At 74.2% G+C, this 19340-nt stretch carries 19 protein-coding genes; 9 read left to right on the forward strand and 10 right to left on the reverse strand.

Annotated elements, in window-relative coordinates:
* Positions 1-239: 239 nt before the first annotated feature.
* Entirely contained in the window at positions 240-1244 is a 1005-nt protein-coding gene (locus tag ACLIBK_RS20850; protein WP_415389232.1) for a tripartite tricarboxylate transporter substrate binding protein, read from the forward strand.
* 127 nt (positions 1245-1371) lie between these two features.
* On the opposite strand, the gene ACLIBK_RS20855 is transcribed toward ACLIBK_RS20850, so the two are convergent.
* The 4 genes from ACLIBK_RS20855 to ACLIBK_RS20870 all read right to left on the reverse strand — a co-directional run bounded on the left by ACLIBK_RS20855 (position 1372) and on the right by ACLIBK_RS20870 (position 6176).
* A complete protein-coding gene (locus ACLIBK_RS20855; protein WP_415389233.1) occupies positions 1372-3057 on the reverse strand; it encodes a hypothetical protein in 1686 nt (561 codons plus the stop codon).
* A 271-nt stretch (positions 3058-3328) separates the two neighbouring features.
* A complete protein-coding gene (locus ACLIBK_RS20860) occupies positions 3329-4276 on the reverse strand; it encodes an MBL fold metallo-hydrolase (protein WP_415389234.1) in 948 nt (315 codons plus the stop codon).
* Entirely contained in the window at positions 4273-4470 is a 198-nt protein-coding gene (locus tag ACLIBK_RS20865; protein ID WP_415389235.1) for a DUF2783 domain-containing protein, read from the reverse strand. The genes ACLIBK_RS20860 and ACLIBK_RS20865 overlap by 4 nt, the downstream gene beginning before the upstream one ends.
* The gene (locus ACLIBK_RS20870) at positions 4467-6176 is read right to left on the reverse strand and encodes an FAD-dependent oxidoreductase (protein ID WP_415389236.1); all 1710 of its coding nucleotides are present in this window, start codon (positions 6174-6176) and stop codon (positions 4467-4469) included. The genes ACLIBK_RS20865 and ACLIBK_RS20870 overlap by 4 nt, the downstream gene beginning before the upstream one ends.
* A 319-nt stretch (positions 6177-6495) precedes the next feature.
* Here ACLIBK_RS20870 and ACLIBK_RS20875 point away from each other — a divergent pair, with 319 nt between their 5' ends.
* The 5 genes from ACLIBK_RS20875 to ACLIBK_RS20895 all read left to right on the forward strand — a co-directional run bounded on the left by ACLIBK_RS20875 (position 6496) and on the right by ACLIBK_RS20895 (position 9251).
* Positions 6496-6642, forward strand: a complete 147-nt coding sequence (locus ACLIBK_RS20875) for a hypothetical protein (RefSeq protein WP_415389237.1) — start codon at positions 6496-6498, stop codon at positions 6640-6642.
* A gap of 75 nt (positions 6643-6717) precedes the next feature.
* The gene (locus tag ACLIBK_RS20880) at positions 6718-7119 is read left to right on the forward strand and encodes a hypothetical protein (RefSeq protein ID WP_415389238.1); all 402 of its coding nucleotides are present in this window, start codon (positions 6718-6720) and stop codon (positions 7117-7119) included.
* A 222-nt stretch (positions 7120-7341) separates the two neighbouring features.
* Positions 7342-7932 carry a DUF4412 domain-containing protein gene (locus tag ACLIBK_RS20885; RefSeq protein WP_415389239.1) on the forward strand — a complete coding sequence of 197 codons (591 nt, stop codon included), beginning with the start codon at positions 7342-7344 and terminating at the stop codon, positions 7930-7932.
* A 202-nt stretch (positions 7933-8134) separates the two neighbouring features.
* Positions 8135-8503, forward strand: a complete 369-nt coding sequence (locus ACLIBK_RS20890) for a DUF2946 family protein (RefSeq protein WP_415389240.1) — start codon at positions 8135-8137, stop codon at positions 8501-8503.
* 274 nt (positions 8504-8777) lie between these two features.
* The gene (locus ACLIBK_RS20895) at positions 8778-9251 is read left to right on the forward strand and encodes a copper chaperone PCu(A)C (RefSeq protein ID WP_415389241.1); all 474 of its coding nucleotides are present in this window, start codon (positions 8778-8780) and stop codon (positions 9249-9251) included.
* A 182-nt stretch (positions 9252-9433) separates the two neighbouring features.
* Here ACLIBK_RS20895 and ACLIBK_RS20900 read toward each other — a convergent pair whose 3' ends face one another.
* The 4 genes from ACLIBK_RS20900 to ACLIBK_RS20915 form a co-directional block, all read right to left on the reverse strand.
* Positions 9434-10432, reverse strand: coding sequence for a Bug family tripartite tricarboxylate transporter substrate binding protein (locus ACLIBK_RS20900; protein ID WP_415389242.1), 999 nt, complete (start codon positions 10430-10432; stop codon positions 9434-9436).
* Positions 10433-10502: 70 nt separating this feature from the next.
* Positions 10503-10820 (reverse strand): EthD family reductase, encoded by a 318-nt coding sequence (locus tag ACLIBK_RS20905; RefSeq protein WP_415389243.1) that lies wholly within the window; start codon positions 10818-10820, stop codon positions 10503-10505.
* A gap of 15 nt (positions 10821-10835) precedes the next feature.
* Complete coding sequence (locus tag ACLIBK_RS20910; protein ID WP_415389244.1) at positions 10836-11813, reverse strand: Bug family tripartite tricarboxylate transporter substrate binding protein; 978 nt, start codon at positions 11811-11813, stop codon at positions 10836-10838.
* Positions 11814-11830: 17 nt separating this feature from the next.
* Complete coding sequence (locus ACLIBK_RS20915; protein ID WP_415389245.1) at positions 11831-12820, reverse strand: amidohydrolase family protein; 990 nt, start codon at positions 12818-12820, stop codon at positions 11831-11833.
* A gap of 226 nt (positions 12821-13046) precedes the next feature.
* Between ACLIBK_RS20915 and ACLIBK_RS20920 the strand changes: the two genes are divergently transcribed.
* Both ACLIBK_RS20920 and ACLIBK_RS20925 read left to right on the forward strand, forming a co-directional pair.
* Complete coding sequence (locus tag ACLIBK_RS20920; RefSeq protein ID WP_415389246.1) at positions 13047-14036, forward strand: Bug family tripartite tricarboxylate transporter substrate binding protein; 990 nt, start codon at positions 13047-13049, stop codon at positions 14034-14036.
* A gap of 273 nt (positions 14037-14309) precedes the next feature.
* The gene (locus tag ACLIBK_RS20925; RefSeq protein WP_415389247.1) at positions 14310-15002 is read left to right on the forward strand and encodes an alpha/beta hydrolase; all 693 of its coding nucleotides are present in this window, start codon (positions 14310-14312) and stop codon (positions 15000-15002) included.
* A 159-nt stretch (positions 15003-15161) separates the two neighbouring features.
* On the opposite strand, the gene ACLIBK_RS20930 is transcribed toward ACLIBK_RS20925, so the two are convergent.
* Together ACLIBK_RS20930 and ACLIBK_RS20935 are read right to left on the reverse strand one after the other, a co-directional pair.
* Positions 15162-16166 carry an SDR family oxidoreductase gene (locus ACLIBK_RS20930; protein WP_415389248.1) on the reverse strand — a complete coding sequence of 335 codons (1005 nt, stop codon included), beginning with the start codon at positions 16164-16166 and terminating at the stop codon, positions 15162-15164.
* Between the two features lie 314 nt (positions 16167-16480).
* Complete coding sequence (locus ACLIBK_RS20935) at positions 16481-17578, reverse strand: anhydro-N-acetylmuramic acid kinase (protein ID WP_415389249.1); 1098 nt, start codon at positions 17576-17578, stop codon at positions 16481-16483.
* Positions 17579-17741: 163 nt separating this feature from the next.
* On the opposite strand from ACLIBK_RS20935, the gene ACLIBK_RS20940 reads away from it, so the two are divergent.
* Complete coding sequence (locus tag ACLIBK_RS20940; RefSeq protein ID WP_415389250.1) at positions 17742-19307, forward strand: ABC transporter substrate-binding protein; 1566 nt, start codon at positions 17742-17744, stop codon at positions 19305-19307.
* The last annotated feature ends 33 nt before the right edge of the window (positions 19308-19340 follow it).

The raw sequence follows: 19340 nt of genomic DNA on the forward strand, positions 1-19340 counted from the left end.
TCCGACCACATCCTGTTCTCGGCGGACTGGCCCTTCGAGAACATCGACCACGCCGCGAACTGGTTCGACAGCTGCACCATCGCCGAGCTCGACCGGAAAAAGATCGGGCGCACCAATGCCTGGACGCTCTTCGGGCTGGACCGCCCGGCGGGCGCGCGGGCGGCGCGATAGACCGCTTCCGCCAGGGAACGGGCAAGTTGGGCGCCAAGCCCACGGCAAACAGGAAGGAAACGAAAACGATGCGTTCCATCACCTCCGTGACCGAGGGCGCCCTGCCCCGCCGAGCCGTGGTCGCGGCAGCGGCGGCGATCGCCGGGCTGGCGGCCCCGGCCCTGCGGGCGCAGGGCCTGGCGGGCGCGCGGCCGATCACGGTCATCGTCCCCTACACGCCCGGCGCCCCGCCCGACGTGATCGCGCGCGCGGTGGGCGAGGGCATGTCGCGCCGGCTCGGCCGGCCGGTGGTGATCGACAACCGGCCGGGCGCGTCGGGCAACATCGGCACGGAAACCGCCGCCCGCGCCGCGCCGGACGGCAACACGCTGCTGGTGCAGGCCACCACCATCGCCATGAACGTCAGCCTGTTCCGCAACATCCCCTACGATCCCGTCGCGAGCTTCGCACCCGTCGCGACGCTGATGGAAACGGAGGGCACCCTGGCGCTCAACGCCGCGGCCGGCGGCAGCAACCTGGCAGAGTTCCTGGCGCGCGCGCGGGCCCGGCCGGGGGCGCTGAACTACGCCTCGCCGGGCGTGGGCACGCCGCACCACCTGGCGATGGAGATGTTCAAGCGGCGCGCCGGGGTGGAGCTGACGCACGTGCCCTATCGCGGCCTGTCGGGCGCGGTGACGGACCTGCTGGCCGGCAACGTCGCCGCGATGTTCATCCACACGCCGCCGGCGGTGGAGCTGGGGCGCGACGAGCGCGTGCGGGTGGTGGCGGTGACCGCCGGGGCCCGCCTGCCCTACCTGCCGGATGTGCCGACCCTGGCGGAGGGCGGGGTGTCGGGCGTGATCATGCGCGACTGGTACGGGCTCTTCGCCCCCGCCGGGACGCCGCCCGAAACGGTGGCGCGGTTAAACGAGGCGGCGAACGCGGTGCTGTCGGGCCCCGATGCGTTCCGCAACCTCGTGGCCCAGGGCTACGAGCTGGTCGGGGGCACGCCCGAGGCGCTGAAGGAGCGCGTGGCGGTGGCGATCCCGCGCTGGGCGGCCGTGGTGCGCGAGGCCGGGATCACGGCGGAATAAGCGCCGGCCGGCGCCCCTGCCCCGGAGGCGGTTGCCCCCAATGCGGTTGCCGCGGGGGCCATGTCCGGCGCGGCAGGGGGCCAGGCGGCATCCAGGGCAGCAGGGGGGCCGGGGCGGGTGGCCCGCCTCAGCCCCGTTGCCGCCGCGGCGCGTCCGAGGCGGCCAGCGGCTCCGGCGCGCCGGGGCGCCTGACCATCGGCACCGCGGGCGGCTCCGGCGGCGGCGGCGCTTCCGCGTTGCGCTCGAACAGCAGGTAGCCGTCGATCTCGCCGGCCGGGTAGTAGCCGCGCCAGGTTTCGGCGAAGCGCGGGTGGCGGGAAAAGTAGGCCAGCATGTCGAAGGGCTGGTTGGCGCACCAGGGAATCCCGGCATCGCGCGACACCAGCACGGCGGCGGGCCGCGCCGCGGCGAAGTCCTGCGCCACCGCGTCGAACAGGAAGCGCTCGGCCGGCCCCATGTCGGCAGGCGCGCGGAAACGGCCGCCATCGGCGGGGCAGGTGCCGTACACGGCCTGCAGCAGCCAGGTGCTCATGAAGCGCAGCACCGGGCGGTTCTCGGCGTAGTTCAGCGCGGGATAGGCCGGGTAGATGTCGGGCGACAGCACCAGCAGCCGGCCGTCGGGGGCTTCCCGCTCCAGCCATTCCGCCAGGCGGCCGACGGGGGCGGTGCGGTAGTTGAACTCGCGCCAGGGCGCCTCGCCGCCGCGCATCACCAGCAGCGCCAGGGCGACGCAGGCGCCGGCGGCCAGCATCGGCGCCGCGCGGGCGGCGGCGCGGGCCGGCATCAGCGCGTCCGCGGCGCGCGCCAGGGCGAGGCCGCACAGCAGCCCGCCCCAGATCCACACGGGCAGCACGTGGTAGCTCCAGCCCTTGTGCTGCACCAGCGCCGCGGCGAGGCCGCCCAGCATCGCCGCCGCGGCCAGGCGCGGCAGCCAGCCGATCGCGCCGGTGCCGCCGCAGGCCGCGAAGAGCACGGCGGCAACGGTGGTCAGGGCGGCGGTGAACAGTTGCGGCGTCAGCGCCACCCGCCACCAGGACGCGCCGCCGAGGCCGACGTAGTGGTCCCAGACCAGCGGCACCACGCGCCCGAAATAGTCGGGAAAGCCGAACACGATCAGCGCCGCGTAGGCCACCCACAGCGCCAGCAGGCCCCAGGGCACCGGGTCGCGCAGGGCGGGGCCGAGGCGGCCGCGGCGCAGGGCGGCGGCCAGCACCACCGCTTCCACCAGCGCCGGCACCGCCAGGAAATGCGGCTTCAGCGCGAAGCCGACCGCCGCGAGGGTCGTGGCGGTTGCGACCAGCAGCCCGCCGGTGCGCGTGCCCTGCGCCCGCCGCTCCGCCAGGAACAGGTAGGGCAGCGCCGCGGCGGCCATGATCTGCTCGCGCTGGCCGAAGTCGAAGCCGGCCAGCACCAGCAGTAGCGGCGGCAGCGCGATCAGCATCGCCCGCTCGGCGGGGCCGCCGGGCGGGCGCAGCCGCAGGCAGAGCGCGAACACCAGCGCGCAGAAGCACAGCAGCAGCAGCAGCAGCGCCCAGACGCCGTCCAGCGGCGTGTGCGCCGCCAGCAGCGCCGCCGGCAGGTTGAGCAGGAAGATCAGCGGCGGGTTGACGTCGATCAGCTGCGAATAGAGCGGCTCCCCCGCCACCATGCGCTGCGCGAAGCTGAGCACGGCGGCGACGTCCTGGTTCAGCGGCGGCGACAGCACCAGCCCCAGGAAGAACAGCGCCGGCAGCAGGGCCGGCAGGGTGGCGAGCAGCGGCCTGAGCCGGGCCCGGGCTGGGGGAAGGGGTTCGGGGGCGGGATGGTCGGTCATCGGGGCGGCCCGACCCTGGCGCAGGGTCGTGGCAGCCTCGGGGCGACAAAGTGCCCGCACTGGACAGCGGGAGGCCACCCCGCCGGTCCGGCACCGTCAGAATGCGGCCGCGGTGTGGCGCGGCGCGGGGTGCGAAGCCCCGACCGGGGGATCGCCGGCCGGGTGGCCGGGCTAGGCCGGGTGCCGGCCCCGCGATGTCAGCGGCCGGCGGGCGCGCCCCGGCGACCTGCCCCAGGCCCGGTGGCGGTACCCCCCGGGGCGCGCCCGCGCTTCACCCGCGCAGCGTGTTCCACAGCTCCTGGTCGCGTTCGGCGGTCCAGATCGTGGGGTGCTCGGTGCCGCCGAGTTCCTCGTGCATGCGGGCCACGTCGAAGGGCAGGACGTGGCCGAAGAGGGGCCAGTCGCCGAACTCCGGGCGCATCGCCTCCTCGGCGGCCCGGAAGCAGCCGGCGAGGTCCAGCCCCTCGTCCCGCCCCGCGGCCACGGCGCGGCGCAGGGTGGACAGGAAGCCGGAGGTGCCGGCGATGGCGCCGGCGATCTCCGCACCCCGCACCACGGCGCCGCGGCCGGACACCATGGCTTCGGCGGGCAGCGGGGCGAGGCGGGTCAGGGTCTCGATCCAGTCGGTGATGTAGGCGTCGCCGGCGTAGACGCCGCAGCGGTTCTCCACGAGGTCGCCGGCGTAGAGCACGCTGCTGGACGCGACCCAGCAGGCGGCGTCGCCCTGGGTGTGGGCGCGGCCGAAGCCCATGAACTCCACCTCCAGCCCGCCGAGGTCCAGCGACAGCCGGCCCTCGAAGGCCACGTGCGGGTGGGTCAGGCCGGGGATCTCCTCGACCCCGGCGAAGAGGCGCGGGAAGCGCTCGCGCTCCGACTTGAAGTCGGCCTCGCCGCGGGTGCGGATCCAATCGCGGGTGCCGAGGGTGGAGAGCACCGTGGCACCGTCGAAGACGCTGGCGCCCAGGGCGCGCACGGCGTGGTAGTGCGTCAGGAAAACGTAGCGCACGGGCCGGTCGGTGACGGAGCGCACCGCCGTCAGCAGCTCGCGCCCCAGCTTGGGCGTGGCGCGGGTGTCCACCACCAGCACGGCGTCGCGGCCCACCACGAAGCCGCAATTCGGGTCGTGCGCGCTGATGAAGCCGTAGCAGCCGGGGCCGAGCTCCTCGACCTGCGGGATCTGCTCGCGCGTGTCGGTGGCGGAGGCGAAATGCGCGGTCACTGCGCGGCCCCCCGGCGCGGGCGGGCGGCGTGCACGGCGTCCAGCAGCACCGCCTGGTCGCCGATCTGGTTGGCCAGCAGCAGCGACAGGCGCAGCGCGAAGGCCAGGCCTTCGGCGTCCGACAGGTCCTCGCTGGCGGCCAGGATGGCGGCGTAGAAGCCGTCGGGGTCGGGGATGTTGGGGTCGGTGTTCATGCGGGGGCTCCCAGGGCGCGGCGCAGGGCGGCGGCGAGGTCTTCGGGGGTCGGCGCGCGCAGCCGCGCGGCGAGGTGTCCGTCCGGGCGGATCAGCAGGGCTTCCTCCGGCGCCAGCAGGGCGCCGAGGTCGGGGCCGAGCAGCACCGGCAGCTGGCCCGAGGCGCCGCCCGCGGCAAAGGCGGTGACGACTGGCACGGATGACGTCGCGACGACCGGCGCGGATGAAGCCGCCGCGTTTGGTACGGGTGAGGCTGCGGCGCACGATGACGGCGCCCCCACGGCGACCGATGCAGGGGCAGCCGTGACGCCGGAAGCGGCGCCGGCCAGGAGGAGGAAGCGCGCCCCTTCCCCGCGCAGCAGCGCGGCCAGGGAGGTTTCCGCGCCGTCGGCGAAGCGCAGCCGCAGGTTGGGCACCGCCTCGCCGCCATTCGTGGTCAGCGGCGAATCCGCGTAGCGGAAGGGGTCGGACATGCGGCCCATGTTCACCACGTGCCGGGCAAAGGCGTGCTCGCGCGCGAGGTCGAGCACGGCGTCGCGCAGGGCGCGCTCGAAGCGCGAGCGCGGGGCGAGGAAGCGGGCGCTGCGCTCGGTGGTGCGGATGTTGTGCTGCGCGGCGGGGCGGCGCTCGGCGCTGTAGGTGTCGAGCAGCGCCTCGCCGGCCTCGCCGCGGATCACGGCGGCCAGCTTCCAGGCGATGTTCTCGGCGTCCTGGATGCCGCTGTTGCCGCCGCGGGCGCCGAAGGGGCTGAAGACATGGGCGGCGTCGCCGGCAAAGAAGACGCGGCCGTTGCGGAAATCATCCAGCAAGTGGGTGCGGTAGCCCCAGGGGCCGACCCAGACCGTTTCGAATTCGGTGTCGGCGCCCAGATGCGCGGCCAGACGCTTCTGCACCACCTCCGGCAGGCTGGCCTCCGCCGGGTCGCTGTTGGGGTCGAGCTGGTAGTCGATGCGCCACACGCCGTCGGCCATCTGGTGCTGCCACACTGCGCGGCCCTCGTTGAAGGCGGCCTGCACCCAGGTCCAGCGTTCCGGCGGCAGCGGCTTGGAAAAACGCACGTCGGAGATGCACCAGCGGTCCACCCCCGGCGAGGAGCGCGCCTGCGCGCCCAGCGCGCCGCGCAGCGGGCTGGCCAGGCCGGAAGCATCGATCACCCAGGCGGCTTCCAGGGGGTAGGCGCCTTCGGGCGTTTCCACCTGCAGCAGGACGTGGTCGTCGAACTGCTCCGCGCCGACCACGCGGTTCTTCCAGCGGAGGTCGGCGAGCGGCAGCTCCGCCAAGCGGTCCACCAGGAACCATTCCACGTAGAACTGCTGCAGGTTGACGAAGGGCGGCTGGCGCGAGGCGGAGCCCAGGGCGAGGTCGAAGTTGTAGAGTTCCTCGTCCTCCAGCATCACGCGGCCCACGGACCAGGTGACGCCCTTGTCGCGCACGCGGTCGTAGAGGCCGAGGCGCTCGAAGATTTCCAGAGAGCGCTGGGCGTAGCAGATGCCGCGGGAGGACGCGCCGCGCACGCCCACCGTGTCGTCCTCGTCCAGCAGCACCACGGGGATGCCGCGCACCGCCAGGTCGCAGGCGGCGGTCAGGCCGGACAGGCCGCCGCCCACCACGGCCACGGGGCGGCGCGGCCGCGCGCCGTCCTGTTCGGGGGCGCGGCGATAGGGAAAGGTCGGCAGCGCGTAGGCCGGGGGCGGGATGGCGTTCATGCGGTTTCCTCCCTGCGGCCGGGCGGGCAAAGAACCGGCCCGGATGGGCGCGGGCCGTCACCGCCCTTGTTAGCCGCGGCGGCCGGGGGCGCTGTCCTCAGCGCGGGGGACGCCGGGGGGCGCGTTTGCGGGCGGCGCGGGACACCGCGGCCGAAGCGCGCGGGTGGCGCCTGCCGCTAGGCTCGGGGCCGACCAACCGGAGGCGCGAGCCCATGGCCACCCGCTGCGGCCGCCCTGCCCCGGCGCCCCGCCCGGGCCTGGCGCGAACGGCCCGGGCATTGCGCGACCCGGTCTCAGGAACGGCGGGCGGGTCGGCGGCGTGCTGCGCGACGACGGCCTGCAGGAGCGGGCCGAGGCGGCGGGCCCTGACTGGCCGCACCACCCGCTGGGTTTCCCCCATGCCCTGGACCGCGACCGCCGGCCGGACCCGGCCTTGCCGCTGGTGCACCGGGTGGCGAGCGGGTAATCGCCGGCCGCGGGAAGCGCGGGCGGGGATGCCGCGCCGGGGGCCCCGCATAGGCCGGAACGGGAGGGGCGTGCGATGGCCGGGCGATCTCCGGCGCGGGCAAGGGCCGTGCCGCCGAGCGAGGATCTGGAGGACGCGGCGCTGCGCCTCGCCGCCGCGGACGGGCGCAACGGCTGGGGGCTGCGGGCCTTCGCCTGGTTCGCCTGGGCCTATAACCGCTCGGTGCTGCACGAGGTGTGGAGCCTCGTGGACCTGCTGACGCTGACGCCCACCGTGTCGGGCGGGCCGCTGATGTCGCTGTGGCGGCGCCTGGCCTACCGTTTCCTGCCGACCGAGCGGAGCAACGCCTACCTGAATGCCGCCACGGGGGTGCCGGAACGCTATTCGGGACTGTCCGGCATCCTGCTGGTGCTGGTGATCTGGGTCGCGGTGCTGCTCGGCTTCTGCTGGCTGGTGGTGGCCTTCTTTCCGGCCTGAGGCAGCCCGGGCCTGGGCCAGGAGCAGCACCTGGCGGTGGCGTTCTGGCGCCGCGGTAGCGGCGCGGCTGCGGGGCATGGTCAAGGTGTGACCCCGTTGCGGCCGCGGCTCGCCGGGCCCGCAACGGGGCCGGGGGCACCCTCGCCGGATCGTGCTCGCGCCTGCCCTGTGCGGCCCGGCGGCCCCGGCCCAGAGTGCGCTTTCGCAAACCGGAGGACCCGCGTGATCCGCATCCTTGCCGCCACGGCAACCCTGGCGCTCGTCGCGCTGCCGGCGCTTGCCCAGCCCGCCAACATGCGGCCGACCCGCGACGTTTCCGTCACCTACCGCATGAGCGGCATGGCGGGCGTGCCGCCCCAGGACATGCGGATGGACTTCTCGGCCTCCACCGGCCGGCAGCGCGTCGATCCGCCGGGGGGCGTGGGCTGGATGCTGATCGACCGGCAGGCGAATTCCGCCGTGATGGTGATGGATGCCCAGCGCGCCACCATGGCCATGCCGCCCGCCACCGTGGCCGCCATGACGCAGGAAGTGCCGGCCGGCGCTACCTTTGCCCGCAAGGGCACCGCGACGGTGGCCGGAACTTCCTGCACGGAATGGGACATGACCGCCGGCGGCGGCAAGGGCACCTCCTGCATCACCGAGGACGGCGTGCTGTTGCGCACCGTCACCACGGCCCCCAACGGCGTCACCGTGACCATGGAGGCCACCCAGGTGAACTACGGCCCCATCGATCCCGCCCGGATGACCCTGCCCAGCGGCTATACCGCCATGCAGGCGCCGCCCATGCCGGGAGCCGCACCGGCCCGCTGAGGCCGGGCGGCGGGTGCGGGAATGGGGCTCGCCCCTGCCCGTCCCGCCTCCCCTTCCGGGCCCGCCCGCGCGGGTGGCGGGGTGCGCCGTGCCGTTCCAACCGAGCGCCGGCGACGCGTGGCGGCGGCAACCCGGATGGGTGGCGGGTCGGCCGCATGCCGCCCGGATGACGGGCCAGGCCGGACCGGCTAGGCTGCCGGCCATGCCCCGCCTGCGAACAGGCCTGACGCGCCTTCTCGCCTGCCTGCTGCTGTTGCAGTGGGCGGCGGCGCTGCTGCCGCATGCCAGGGCCGTGGCGCAACTCGCCTCGGCCCAGGCGGTGGAAATCTGCACCCATGACGGCCGGCGCATCGCCCTGCTGGGCGACGACGGCAGCCCGGTGCAGCCGGCCCAGGCCATGGATTGCTGCAGCCTGTGCCACAGCCCGCTGGGCATCGCCCCGCCCGAACCACCGCAGGTCGCGCAGCCCGTCGCCTACAACGCCGTGGCCGCGCCGTTCCGGGCCGCCGGCCTGCCGGTGCATCCGCCGCGCGCCCCGCCGCAGCAGCCCAGGGCGCCACCCCGCACCTGATCCGGCGATCGCGCCGCCGCCCGGGCCGAGCCCCCGGCGGCTCCTCGTGCTTTTCGCGCCCGGCCGGAGCTTGCCCTCCCCGAAACTACGCTTGTTCCGGCCTTCGCGGGGGAGGCGCCGTCGCCACCGCCGGGGTCCGCCCTTCGATGCCGGCCCGGCCGTGACCCAGGCGGTGCTGACCGCCCGCGCGCCCGTGCTGGCCGCCGCGCGGGAGGCTGCCGAGGCCGCCCGGCTGCACCCGCGACCTTACCCTTCCTGAGAAAGGACCTTTGCCATGACCACCTCCCGCCGGGCCCTGCTGGCCGCAGCCGCGCTGTGCCTTCCCGCCCTGGCCGCGCTGGCCCAGCAACCCCCTGCCGGCATCGCCGTGGAGCAGCCCTGGATGCGGGCGGCGGTGCAGGGCGGTACCGGCGGCGCCTTCGTGACGCTGCGCAGCACGGGCGCCCAGGCCGACCGCCTCGTGTCGGCCAGCAGCCCGGCGGCGCGTGCGGTGGAGCTGCACAACACGGTGCGCGATGGTGACGTGATGCGGATGCAGCCCGTGCCGTCCATCGAGATCCCGGCCGGCGGCAGCGTTACCCTCCAGCCGGGCGGGCTGCACATCATGCTGGTGGGCCTCGCCCAGGCGGCACGGCCCGGCAGCACCGTGCCGCTGACCCTGAACTTCGAGCGCAGCGGCGCGGTGACGGTGCAGCTGGCGGTGCAGGCCCCGGGCGCGCGCGGCGCCGCGGCGCCCATGCATCACTGATCGCGCGGCCGCTGGGCTGGGCAAGGCCGGGGGAGTGAACTCCCCCGGGCCCCCTCCTTTTTTCGGGAGTCCTAGGCGCGGCATCGGCCGGGGGCGCGCCCGAAAACTCCCGAAAATAGAAGGGGGTCCGGGGGGATACCTCCCCCCGGCTTGGGACCAACGCTCTGGGCGCGGGACACTGGCTAGTCGAGCGTGATGCCGAGCTCGCGGATCAACGGCAGCCAGATGGCGGCCTCGCGCTCCACGAGCTGCCGGAACTCCTCGGGCGTGCTGGCCATCGGCTCGGCGCCCAGCTCGCGCACGCGCTGGCTCACCAGGTCGGTGCGGACGGCGGCCGCGATCAGGTCGCGGAAGCGGCTGAGCACGGGGGCCGGGGTGCCGGCCGGCATCACCGCGCCGTGGTAGGAATACACCTCGCAATCCGGGAAGCCCTGCTCGGCCAGGGTGGGCACGTCCAGCAGCGGCGGGATGCGGCTGCCGGCGGCGGCGGCCACGGCGCGCAGGCGCCCGCCCTCCAGGGCCGCGGCGGAGGAAGCGTAGTCCAGGAAGCCCGCCTCCACCGTGCCCGCGGCCATGTCGTTCACGATGGCGGGGCCGCCGCGATAGGGCACATGCGTGACCTCGAAGCCCGCGCGCCGCTTGAAGCGCTCGATGCCCAGGTGGTGCGGCGAGCCGACGCCGACGGAGGTCATGGTGAAGGCCCCGTTGCGCGACTTCGCGTAGGCCACCAGCTCCGCGGCCGTGCGCACCGGCAGCTGCGGCGCCACCACCAGGAAGAAGGGGAAGCGCGCGTAGACGGAAACGGGCGCCAGGTCGCGCGCGGGATCGTAGGGCAGGCGCCGGTAGAGCGCCCGGTTGTACACCATCGTGGCCATGTCCACGGTCAGCGCCGTGCCGCCGTCGGGCTGCGACTTGGCCGCGGCCTCGGCCGCGATGATGCCGGCCGAGCCGGGCCGGTTCTCCACCACGATCGGATGGCCGAATTGCGGCCCCATGGCGTTGGCCAGCAGCCGCGCCACGATGTCGGTGGCGCCGCCGGGCGGATAGCCCACCAGCCAGCGCAGCGGCTTGCTGGGCCAGGTCTGCGCCCGGGCGGGCAGGGCGGCGGCGAGGGCGCCCAGCGCGCCCAGGCCCAGCACGCCCTTTCCCAGGGCGCGCCGCGTCGTGGCCGGAAGCAACATGATCTGCGATCCTCCCTCGTGGCGCCGGCTGCTTGCCCCGGGCACCCTGTTCTCAACCGGCCGTGGCCGGTCACGCGGCGGGCTCGTTCTCCTCCACCTCGTAGTGCAGCAGGGTCAGGCCGCCGGTGGCGTAGTTCGCCGTGTCGGCGGATACCTGCCGGCCGATGTCGGACTGCATCGCCAGCCCCATCGCCTCGGCATCGGCGAAGTCGCCTTCCCAGATGCAGAAATACGGCGACGGGCCGCCGACGCCTTCCACCGCGAAGGAGAAGCGGCTGCCCAGCAGGCCCGGCAGCCGGGCCGCCAGCGGCAGGTGGGTTTCACGGTAATGGCGCCGGAAATGCTCGGGGTCCGCCGGCGGGGCGTAGAGCACGACGACCTTGTGCATGCGGCGAGGCCTTTCTCAGCGTTCGAGCTGGATGTTGGCGGTGCGGGCGACCTCCGCCCAGCGCCCGATGTCGCGGTCGATCTCCTCGCGCACTGCGTCCGGCCCGGCCGGGGCGGCGCGGATGGACAGGGCGGGAAAGCGCGCCTGCAGGTCGGGTGCGGCGGTGACCTGCAGGGCCGCTTCCGTGAGGCGGTCCAGGACCGGCTGCGGCGTGCCGCGCGGCGCGAACAGCGCGCACCACATCTCCACTGTGATGGCGGGAAAGCCCAGCTCCGTCATGGTGGGCACGTCCGGCAGGCTGGGCAGCCGGGCGGGCGAGGTGATGGCCAGGGCGCGCAGCCTGCCGCCCTCAAGCCCCGCGATCAGCGGCGCGGCTTCCGACAGGGTGGCGGTGACTTCGTTGTTGGCCACCGCGTTGCCGGATTCCGCCGTGCTGCGGTAGGCGACATAGGTGAAGCGCGTGCCCGCCTGCTGGTTGAACATCTCCATCGCGAACTGGAAAGGCGCGGCGGAGACGCCGTAGGTCATGGCGTCGGGGTGCGCCTTGGCGCCCTCGATCAGCGCGGCCAGGGAACGGTAGGGGCTGTTGCCCGACACGGTCAGCAGCAGCGGCACGCCGATCAGCTTGGCAATCGGCAGCAGGTCGCGGCGCGGATCGTAGGGCAGGCGGCTGTAGGTCACGGCGTTGAAGATCAGCGGCCCCGGCGCGCCCATCAGCAGCGTGTAGCCGTCCGGGGCGGCGCGGGCGACGGCTTCCGTGCCGACGATGCCCTGGGCGCCACCGCGGTTCTCCACCACCACGGGCTGGCCCAGCACCTCCGTCAGCTTGGCGGCGTAGAGCCGGGCCACGATGTCGTTGGTGCCGCCGGGGGTATAGGGCACCACCACGCGGATCGGGCGGTCGGGATAGCGCCCCTGCGCCCGCGCGCCGCCGGATGCCACGATGCCTGCCGCGGCGCCCAGGGCGCCCGCGACGTGTCGCCGGGTGATCATGCCGTGCCTCCCTTCCGTCACAGCCGGAACAGCCGCTGGGCGTTGCGGCCGCGCACGGCGTGGCGCAGCTCGCCGCCCAGATTGTCCACGCGCGCCAGGCAGCCGGTCATGTCGCTGATGTTGTGCGGGAAGTCGGAGCCGTAGAGCACGTTGTCGGGGCCCACCACCTCCACGCACATGTCCAGCGCGCTTTGCCGGTACACCACGGAATCCACGTAGATCCGGCGCAGGGTGTTGGTGGGCCGTTCCGGCGCGCGGGCGGCGCAGGCGGGGATGCGCTCGTGGCAGATGTCCAGCCGGCCGGCGAGGTAGGGCAGCGCGCCGCCGCCATGGGGCGCGATGATGCTCAGGCGCGTGTAGCGGTCGAAGAAGCCGTCATAGATCATGCGCGACACCGCCAGGGTGGTGTCGAAGATGAAGCCCACCGGTGCCGCGAGGCTGTGCTTCGCCATGTCCAGCTCGCTCGCGCCCGGCGGCACGGAAGGGTGGACGAAGACGGGCATCGCCGCGTCGTCGATGGCCTGCCAGACTTCGGCGAAGCAGGGATCGGTCAGCGACTTGCCGGCGATGTTGGCCAGCGTCATGACGCCCACCGCGCCCAGGCTGCGGGCGCGCTCCAATTCGCCCCTGGCGGCTTCGGGGAACTGCCAGGGCAGGGTGGCCAGCCAGCGGATGCGGTCGGGATAGGCGGTCTGCGCCGCGGCGAAATCGTCGTTCATGGTGCGCGCCGCCTGCAGGCTGACGGCTTCGTCGCCGAAAAAGGCGCTGGGGGAGGTCAGCGACACCACCGACACGTCGATGCGCGCCTTGTCCATGGCACGGATGCGCGCGGCGAAGTCGAACATCTCCGGCATCAGGGTGAAGAAGGGGGCGCCGTACATGTCGATCACCTCGCCGCCCTCGGGCAGGCGGCGGAAGGTGTACTTGCCGCCGCCATTGGCCCGCAGCAGGTCGAGGTAGCGGTCGCTCAGCATGTGCGTGTGGACGTCGATCACCGGACTGCTCATGCGCGCTGCTGCTTTCCCCTGGGCCGGACTTTGCCGTGCGGCGATGGCCTTATCAGCGCCGCAACGGTTTCCCTGTCCCCCGGGCGGGGGACGCTTCCGCCGCACCCTGCCGCCCGGGAGCCGGCGATGCCGGCCGCGCGGTGTCGGCGAGGGCGGCAGGGGGATGCACGCGCGCCGCCCTTGCCCTCGCGGGCGCAACCGGACACCGTGCCGCGGGGAGAACCGAATGGCCGACCAAGAACCGACGCGACGCATCCTGGGGCTGGGCGCGCTGGCAGCGCTGGCCGCACCCGCCCTGCCCGCCCGGGCGCAGACCTGGCCCAGCAAGCCGCTGCGCTGGCTGGTGGGCTATCCGCCCGGCGGCGCCACCGACGTGGTGGTGCGGCTGCTGGCCAACGCCATGGGGCCGCAGTTCGGCCAGCCCATCGTGGTGGACAACCGGCCGGGTGCGGCCGGCATCATCGCGGCCGAGGCCGCGGCCAAGTCGCCCCCGGACGGCACCACCGTGCTCAGCGTCGACATGGCGACCATGGTGTATAACCGCGCCCTGTATAAGCGGCTGCCCTATGATCCCGTGCGCGACCTCGCGCCCGTCACGCTGTACACGCGCTTTCCCTTCTATCTCGCCGTCAGCGACAAGATGCCGGTGCGCACGGCACGGGAATTCGTGGACTACGCCCGCGCGAATCCCGGGCAGGTCACCATGGCCTCCGTCGGCATCGGCTCGCCGCACCACCTGGGCATCGAGCGCTTCAAGCGCCGCACCGGCACCGACCTGACGCATGTGCCCTATCGCGGCGGCGCGGCGGTGCTGAACGACATGATGGCCGGCACGGTGATGGCGGGCTTCGTGGACTATGCCTCGGGGGCGGCCGGCTACCAGTCCGGGGCGATCCGCCCGATCGCCGCGGCCACGCCCACGCGGGTGGAGCCCTTCCCCGAGGTGCCGACCCTGGCGGAAGCGGGCTTCCCAGATTGCGAGGTGTATTCCTGGCACGGCGCGGTGGTGCCGGCGGGCACCCCCGCCCCGGTGATCGCGCGGCTGCAGGAGCTGATCAGCGCCGCCCTGACCGCCCCCGACGTGCAGCGCCGGCTGCGCGACCTGGGCGCGGAAGCCACCACCGTCACGCCCGACGCCTTTCGCACGGTGGTGGAGCGCGAAGCCGCCACTTGGCTGCCGCTGATCCAGGAGCTCGGCATCTCGCTGGACAGCTGAACCGGGCGGGACCGCGCTGCAGCCACCGCCGCGGCGGCGCCGATGTCCGGTGGCGCGCTGCCGCCTCCGGTTCACCTGCCGGCAGTTGGCCGCGCCGGTTCCGGCCGGCGATTTCCTGCCCGGACCGGGCCGTGCCCGCGCAAACGGCCGCGCGTGCTGCGGCGTTGTTCAGATGCGGCCCGGACGGGGCCGCTGCTGGAACCTCGCCATGTTCTTCCGCGTCGCTGTTGATCGCGCCGCCACGGCGGCCCTGGCCGTTTCCGGCATCCCGGCATGAGGTCCGGAACCGCACGCGACGGCGCGGCCCGTGGCCGGCTGCGGGCCCGCCCCGGGGCCGCGCCGGAGGAGCCGGCCCCCGCGCCGGGGCTGCACCCGATCGGCTCCGGCCAGCGCCGGGACGGGCTGCTGCGGGTGCCGGACGGGGCGGGCGACGCGGCGGTGCCGCTGGTGGTGATGCTGCACGGTGCCGGCGGCGACGCGGCCGGGGCGTTGCGCCTGATCGAGGCCGCCGTGCCGCCGGGCGCGCTGCTGCTGGTGCCGGAAAGCCGCGGCCCGACCTGGGACGTCATCATGGGCTCCTATGGGCCGGATGTGGGGTTTCTCGACGCCGCGCTGGGTGCGGTGTTCCGGCGGCATCGCGTGGATGCGCGGCGCGTCGCGCTGGCGGGGTTTTCCGACGGCGCGTCCTATGCGCTGTCCCTGGCGCTGGGCAATGGCGACCTGTTCACCCACGCCTTCGGCTTCTCGCCGGGCTTCATCGCGCCGGCCGAGCAGGTGGGGAAGCCCGATTTCTTCGTGTCGCACGGCGTGGCCGACGAGGTGCTGCCGATCGACGCCTGCAGCCGCCGCCTGGTGCCGCGGCTGCGCGAGGCGGGATACGCGGTGCGCTACTGCGAATTCCCGGGCGGCCACTCCGTGCCGGGCGAGCTGGCCGCCGAGGCCATGGAGATGCTGGCGGAGGGCTGAGGAACCGCGCAGCACGGCCGCTGCGTCCTTCGGTCGGAAGGGGGCGCTGCCGTCCCGAACCGGTTCCCGCCGCGTCGCCCGCGACGGGGCTACGCGGCGGGGCTGTTCCACGGGCGCCTTGCCCTCCGTGGGCAGCGCGCCCCATGCCGGGCCGCGGCCTCAGGACCGGCGGCTGCGCCCGAAGCGGCTGGCCCCGGCGAGAACCAGCCCCGCCAGCACGGCCGCGGTCACGCCCGGATGGAGCCGGGCGCGCGTGTAGAGGCTGGGCCGGATCAGGCTGCCCCCGTGGTCGCCGCGCACCTTGGCCTCGGCCTGGCCGTGGAACAGGTTGTCGCCCGGGCTGGGCGGCCGGGGGCCGAGCTGCGCCTTGTAGAGCAGCGTTTCGCCGAACCAGTCCATCAGCCGCGGCGCCACCCGGCCGAACAGGCTGATGCTGCGGGACGAGGAGCCCACGTAAAGGTCGCGCACCGGGTGTTCCGCGGCATGCAGGATGGCGGCCGCCACCTCCTCCGGCGCGTAGACGGGGGGCGGGAACTTCGCCTCGTTGGGCGTGTAGTTCTTGATGTGCTGCGGCATCGGCGTGCCGATGGAACCGGGCTTGATCAGCGTGACGGAGATCGGTGCGCCGCGCGATTCCAGCTCCATCCGCAGCGCGTCGGTGAAGCCGCGCACGGCGTGCTTGCTGGCGGAATACACGCCCTGCAGGGGCACGGCTTGGTCCGAGGCCATGCTGCCGATGTTGATCAGCGCGCCCCCCTGTTCTTCCAGGTAGGGGATCGCGGCCAGGGCGCCGTGCACCTGGCCCCAGAAGTTGGTTTCGAAGAGCTGGCGCATATCCGCGTCGCTGATCTCCTCGACCCGGCCCCAGATGCCGACGCCGGCATTGTTGACCCAAGTGTCGATGCGGCCGAAGCGGCGGAAGGCACCCTCAGCCACGGCCCGCACCTCGTCCCGCTGGCCGACGTCGCAATGCACCGCCAGGGCCTCGCCGCCGGCCGCGGAAATCTCCGCCGCAACCGCTTCCAGCACCGCGTCGCTGCGCGCGGCGAGCACGAGCTTGGCGCCCCGCTTCGCGGCCGCCCTGGCGGTGGCTAGGCCGATCCCGCTGGAGGCGCCAGTGATCACCATCACCTGCTCGGACAGGGGCTTCAGTTGCACCGTCATGACACACTCTCCCGGCCGGCCCCGCAGGCGGCATCTGCAACAGAAGCCCCGCCTGCACCAAGCGGTTCCGGGCCTCGCACGATCTTGCAGGATCGCGGGACGCCGGTCGGGGTTCTGGGCGTGTTAGGTCGGTTGCTCTGCGGTGTTCGGGCCTGGGGTGTCCAGAGGGGCGCTGCCCCTCTGGACACCCCAGGGCGAAGGCGAAGCCTTTGCCCTGGGGTCCAGGGGCAGCGCCCCTGGCCAACGCTCAGGCCACCCAGAACACCCCAGCCCGGAAGACCCGGCAACCCGGCCGAGGACCGACCGGACCGGCGTCAGGCCGCGAGGTGCAGGCGGCCGCCGGGCATGGGGTGGGGGACGCCGGTGGTGCTGGGCAGGCTGAGGGGCAGGCCGCGGCGGGCGCGCACGGCGAGGTAGGCGAAGCACTGGGCTTCCAGGGCGTCGCCGTCCCAGCCTTCGGCCTCCACGGGGTCCACGGGCACGCCGAGGCGGATGCGCAGGCGGGCCATGAAGTGCCCGTTGCGGCGGCCGCCGCCGGTCACCAGCCAGCGGCGCGGCGTGGCGGGAAGGTGCGGCAGGGCGGCCACCAGGGATTCCACGGTGAAGGCGGCCAGGGTGGCGGCGCCGTCGGCGTCCGAGAGGGATTCCACCGCCGTGGCGGCGGCGTGGAAGTCGTTGCGGTCGAGCGACTTCGGCGCCGGCTGCACGAAGAAGGGGTGCTGCAGGAAGCGCTCCACCAGCACCGGGTCCGCCTGGCCGGAGGCGGCGAGGCGGCCGTCCTCGTCGAAGGGCAACCCGCGGCGGCGGCGCACGAAATCGTCGAGCAGGGCGCTGGCCGGACCGGTGTCGAAGGCGAGCACCGTGTCGCCGTCCAGAAAGGTCACGTTGCCGACGCCGCCGAGGTTGAGGACCATCAGCGGTCCCTGCAGCCGGGCGGCCAGGGCGCGGTGGTAGAGCGGCGCGAAGGGGGCGCCCTGCCCACCCGCGGACACGTCGTCGTCGCGGAAATGGTCCACCACCGGCAGGTTCAGGCGGCGCGCCGCGGCCGGACCGTCGATCAGCTGGCGGGTGAAGCGCTGCTCCGGCCGGTGGCACACGGTCTGCCCATGCAGGCCCACCACGGAAACAGTGCGGCGGTCGAGACCGGTGTCGCGCAGGAACTGTTCCACGGCACCGGCATGGGCCTCGGTCACCGCGGCTTCCAACTCGGTCAGTGGCTCGCGCAGCGCGCGGTCGGGATCGGCGGCGAGGTCCAGCAGGGACGCGCGCAGCGCCGGCGGGTAGGGAAAGGTCCGCCCGGGGCCGGGACGCAGGGCGAGGTCGCCATCGGCGTCCACAGCGGCCACGTCGATGCCGTCCATGGAGGTGCCGCTGATGACGCCCACCGCCGTGACCGAAGGATGTTCCAGCAAGACACCGGCTCCCTGCGCGCTGTTGTCCGGTATCGGCCGGGACGGCGGCCGCGCGGCGCACCGCCCCCCCGTGCCCGGACGTTCCGGGCCGGACCATAGCGCCGGGGAGGATTCCCACGATAGGCTGGGGCTTTCCCGAGAAGAGCAGCGGAGCCGTCCCGGAATGTCCAGAGCCCCTTGGCGCAGCGCGATCCCGGCGGGTGCCGCGGCCCTCAGCTCCGCGGGACGGGCCGCGGTGCTGGCAGCCGGGCTGCTGGGCGCAGGGCTGGCGGGGGCCGGCACCGCGCGGGCGCAGGTGTTAGAGGTGGCGGTGGACGCCTCGCCGGCCGGGCTGGACCCGCATATCGCCACCGCCTTTGCCACCTTCACGGTGGTGAACGGCACGGTCTACGAAGGCCTGACCGCCATCGGCGAGGACCTGCGCGTGGTGCCGGGGCTGGCGCAGTCCTGGACCACCGCCGAGGACGGCAGGACCTGGCGCTTCACCCTGCGCCCCGGCCTGCGCTTCCACGACGGCAGCGCGGTGACGGCGGAGGACGTGGCCGCCTCGGTCCGGCGGGTGCAGTCCCCCGCCATCGCCTCGCCCCTGGCCAGCCGGCTGGCCGCGGTGCAGGCCGTGCGCGCGGTGGATGCGGGCACGGTGGAGTTTTCCCTCAGCGAGGCTTCCGCGCCGCTGGCCGCCGCCCTGTCCGGCATCGCGATCGTGCCCCGTTCCGCCGAGGCGGACCGCGAAGGGCTGGGCCGCGCGCCGATGGGCACGGGGCCCTTCCGCTTCACGGAATGGCAGCCCAACGGCTACGTGCTGCTGTCGCGCAACGAGAACTATTGGCAGGCCGGGCTGCCGAAGCTGGCCGGCATCCGCTTCAACATCGTCCCCGAGGCGGCGACGCGGCTGGTGGGGCTGAACAGCGGGCAGTACGCGCTGCTACCGGGGGTGGACGCCGCCACGGCGCAGCAGCTGCGCGGCCGCCGGGCCGTCACGGTGCACGAGACGCTGGAGCTCGCCTACACGCTGGTGGGCATGAACACGTCCCGGCCGCCCTTCAACGACCCGAAGGTGCGCGAGGCGCTGAACTTCGCGCTGAACCGGCAGGAGATCGTGGACGCCGCGCTGTTCGGCGCGGGCGTCCCCGGCGGGCCGCTGTCGCCGGCGCTGCGCGAATGGGCGCTGCCGGTGAGCGAGTTTCCCTGCTACCGCCCCGACCCCGCCCGCGCCCGCGCCCTGCTGCGCGAGGCCGGGATCACCACGCCGATCCGCGTCACCATGTCCGTGCTGCCGCGGCAGGACATCCGCGACATCGCGCAGGTCGTGCAGCAGCAGCTCAACGCCGTGGGCTTCCAGGTGGAGCTGCGGAACCAGGAGCTGGGCCAGTTCATCCAGGACTGGCGCAACAGCAATTTCGACCTCTTCGCCTCCACGAATGCGGGCAGCGTCGATCCGGACGACTACTTCTTCCGCGCCTTCCGGACCGGCGGCTCCACCAACGTGTTCAAGTATTCCGACCCCGCCCTGGACGCGCTGCTGGACCGCGCCCGCACACTGGGCGATCAGGCGGCGCGCAAGGCGGCCTATGACGAGGTGCAGCGCCGCCTCGCCTGCACCGGCCCCGTGGCGCACCTGGCCTATCCGACGCTGTTCACCCCCGCCCGCGCCACGCTGGACGGCTTCGAGATCCTGGCCAACCGGTCGCTGGCCAGCCTGCGGAGCGCCTCGCTGCCGGCGCGCTGAGCGCCGGCAGCCCCGCCCGCGCGCTCCGCAGCC

The sequence above is a fragment of the Roseomonas sp. BN140053 genome (assembly GCF_047690175.1).
GTDB lineage: Bacteria > Pseudomonadota > Alphaproteobacteria > Acetobacterales > Acetobacteraceae > Roseomonas.

Excerpts from the sequence above, each read along its gene's own strand:
- ACLIBK_RS20925 (WP_415389247.1), top strand. The coding sequence starts at position 14,310 with ATGAGGTCCGGAACCGCACGCGACGGCGCGGCCCGTGGCCGGCTGCGG.
- ACLIBK_RS20930 (WP_415389248.1), bottom strand. The coding sequence starts at position 16,166 with ATGACGGTGCAACTGAAGCCCCTGTCCGAGCAGGTGATGGTGATCACT.
- ACLIBK_RS20905 (WP_415389243.1), bottom strand. The coding sequence starts at position 10,820 with ATGCACAAGGTCGTCGTGCTCTACGCCCCGCCGGCGGACCCCGAGCAT.
- ACLIBK_RS20940 (WP_415389250.1), top strand. The coding sequence starts at position 17,742 with ATGTCCAGAGCCCCTTGGCGCAGCGCGATCCCGGCGGGTGCCGCGGCC.
- ACLIBK_RS20895 (WP_415389241.1), top strand. The coding sequence starts at position 8,778 with ATGACCACCTCCCGCCGGGCCCTGCTGGCCGCAGCCGCGCTGTGCCTT.
- ACLIBK_RS20910 (WP_415389244.1), bottom strand. The coding sequence starts at position 11,813 with ATGATCACCCGGCGACACGTCGCGGGCGCCCTGGGCGCCGCGGCAGGC.
- ACLIBK_RS20865 (WP_415389235.1), bottom strand. The coding sequence starts at position 4,470 with ATGAACACCGACCCCAACATCCCCGACCCCGACGGCTTCTACGCCGCC.
- ACLIBK_RS20850 (WP_415389232.1), top strand. The coding sequence starts at position 240 with ATGCGTTCCATCACCTCCGTGACCGAGGGCGCCCTGCCCCGCCGAGCC.
- ACLIBK_RS20920 (WP_415389246.1), top strand. The coding sequence starts at position 13,047 with ATGGCCGACCAAGAACCGACGCGACGCATCCTGGGGCTGGGCGCGCTG.
- ACLIBK_RS20890 (WP_415389240.1), top strand. The coding sequence starts at position 8,135 with ATGCCCCGCCTGCGAACAGGCCTGACGCGCCTTCTCGCCTGCCTGCTG.
- ACLIBK_RS20880 (WP_415389238.1), top strand. The coding sequence starts at position 6,718 with ATGGCCGGGCGATCTCCGGCGCGGGCAAGGGCCGTGCCGCCGAGCGAG.
- ACLIBK_RS20870 (WP_415389236.1), bottom strand. The coding sequence starts at position 6,176 with ATGAACGCCATCCCGCCCCCGGCCTACGCGCTGCCGACCTTTCCCTAT.
- ACLIBK_RS20855 (WP_415389233.1), bottom strand. The coding sequence starts at position 3,057 with ATGACCGACCATCCCGCCCCCGAACCCCTTCCCCCAGCCCGGGCCCGG.
- ACLIBK_RS20900 (WP_415389242.1), bottom strand. The coding sequence starts at position 10,432 with ATGTTGCTTCCGGCCACGACGCGGCGCGCCCTGGGAAAGGGCGTGCTG.
- ACLIBK_RS20915 (WP_415389245.1), bottom strand. The coding sequence starts at position 12,820 with ATGAGCAGTCCGGTGATCGACGTCCACACGCACATGCTGAGCGACCGC.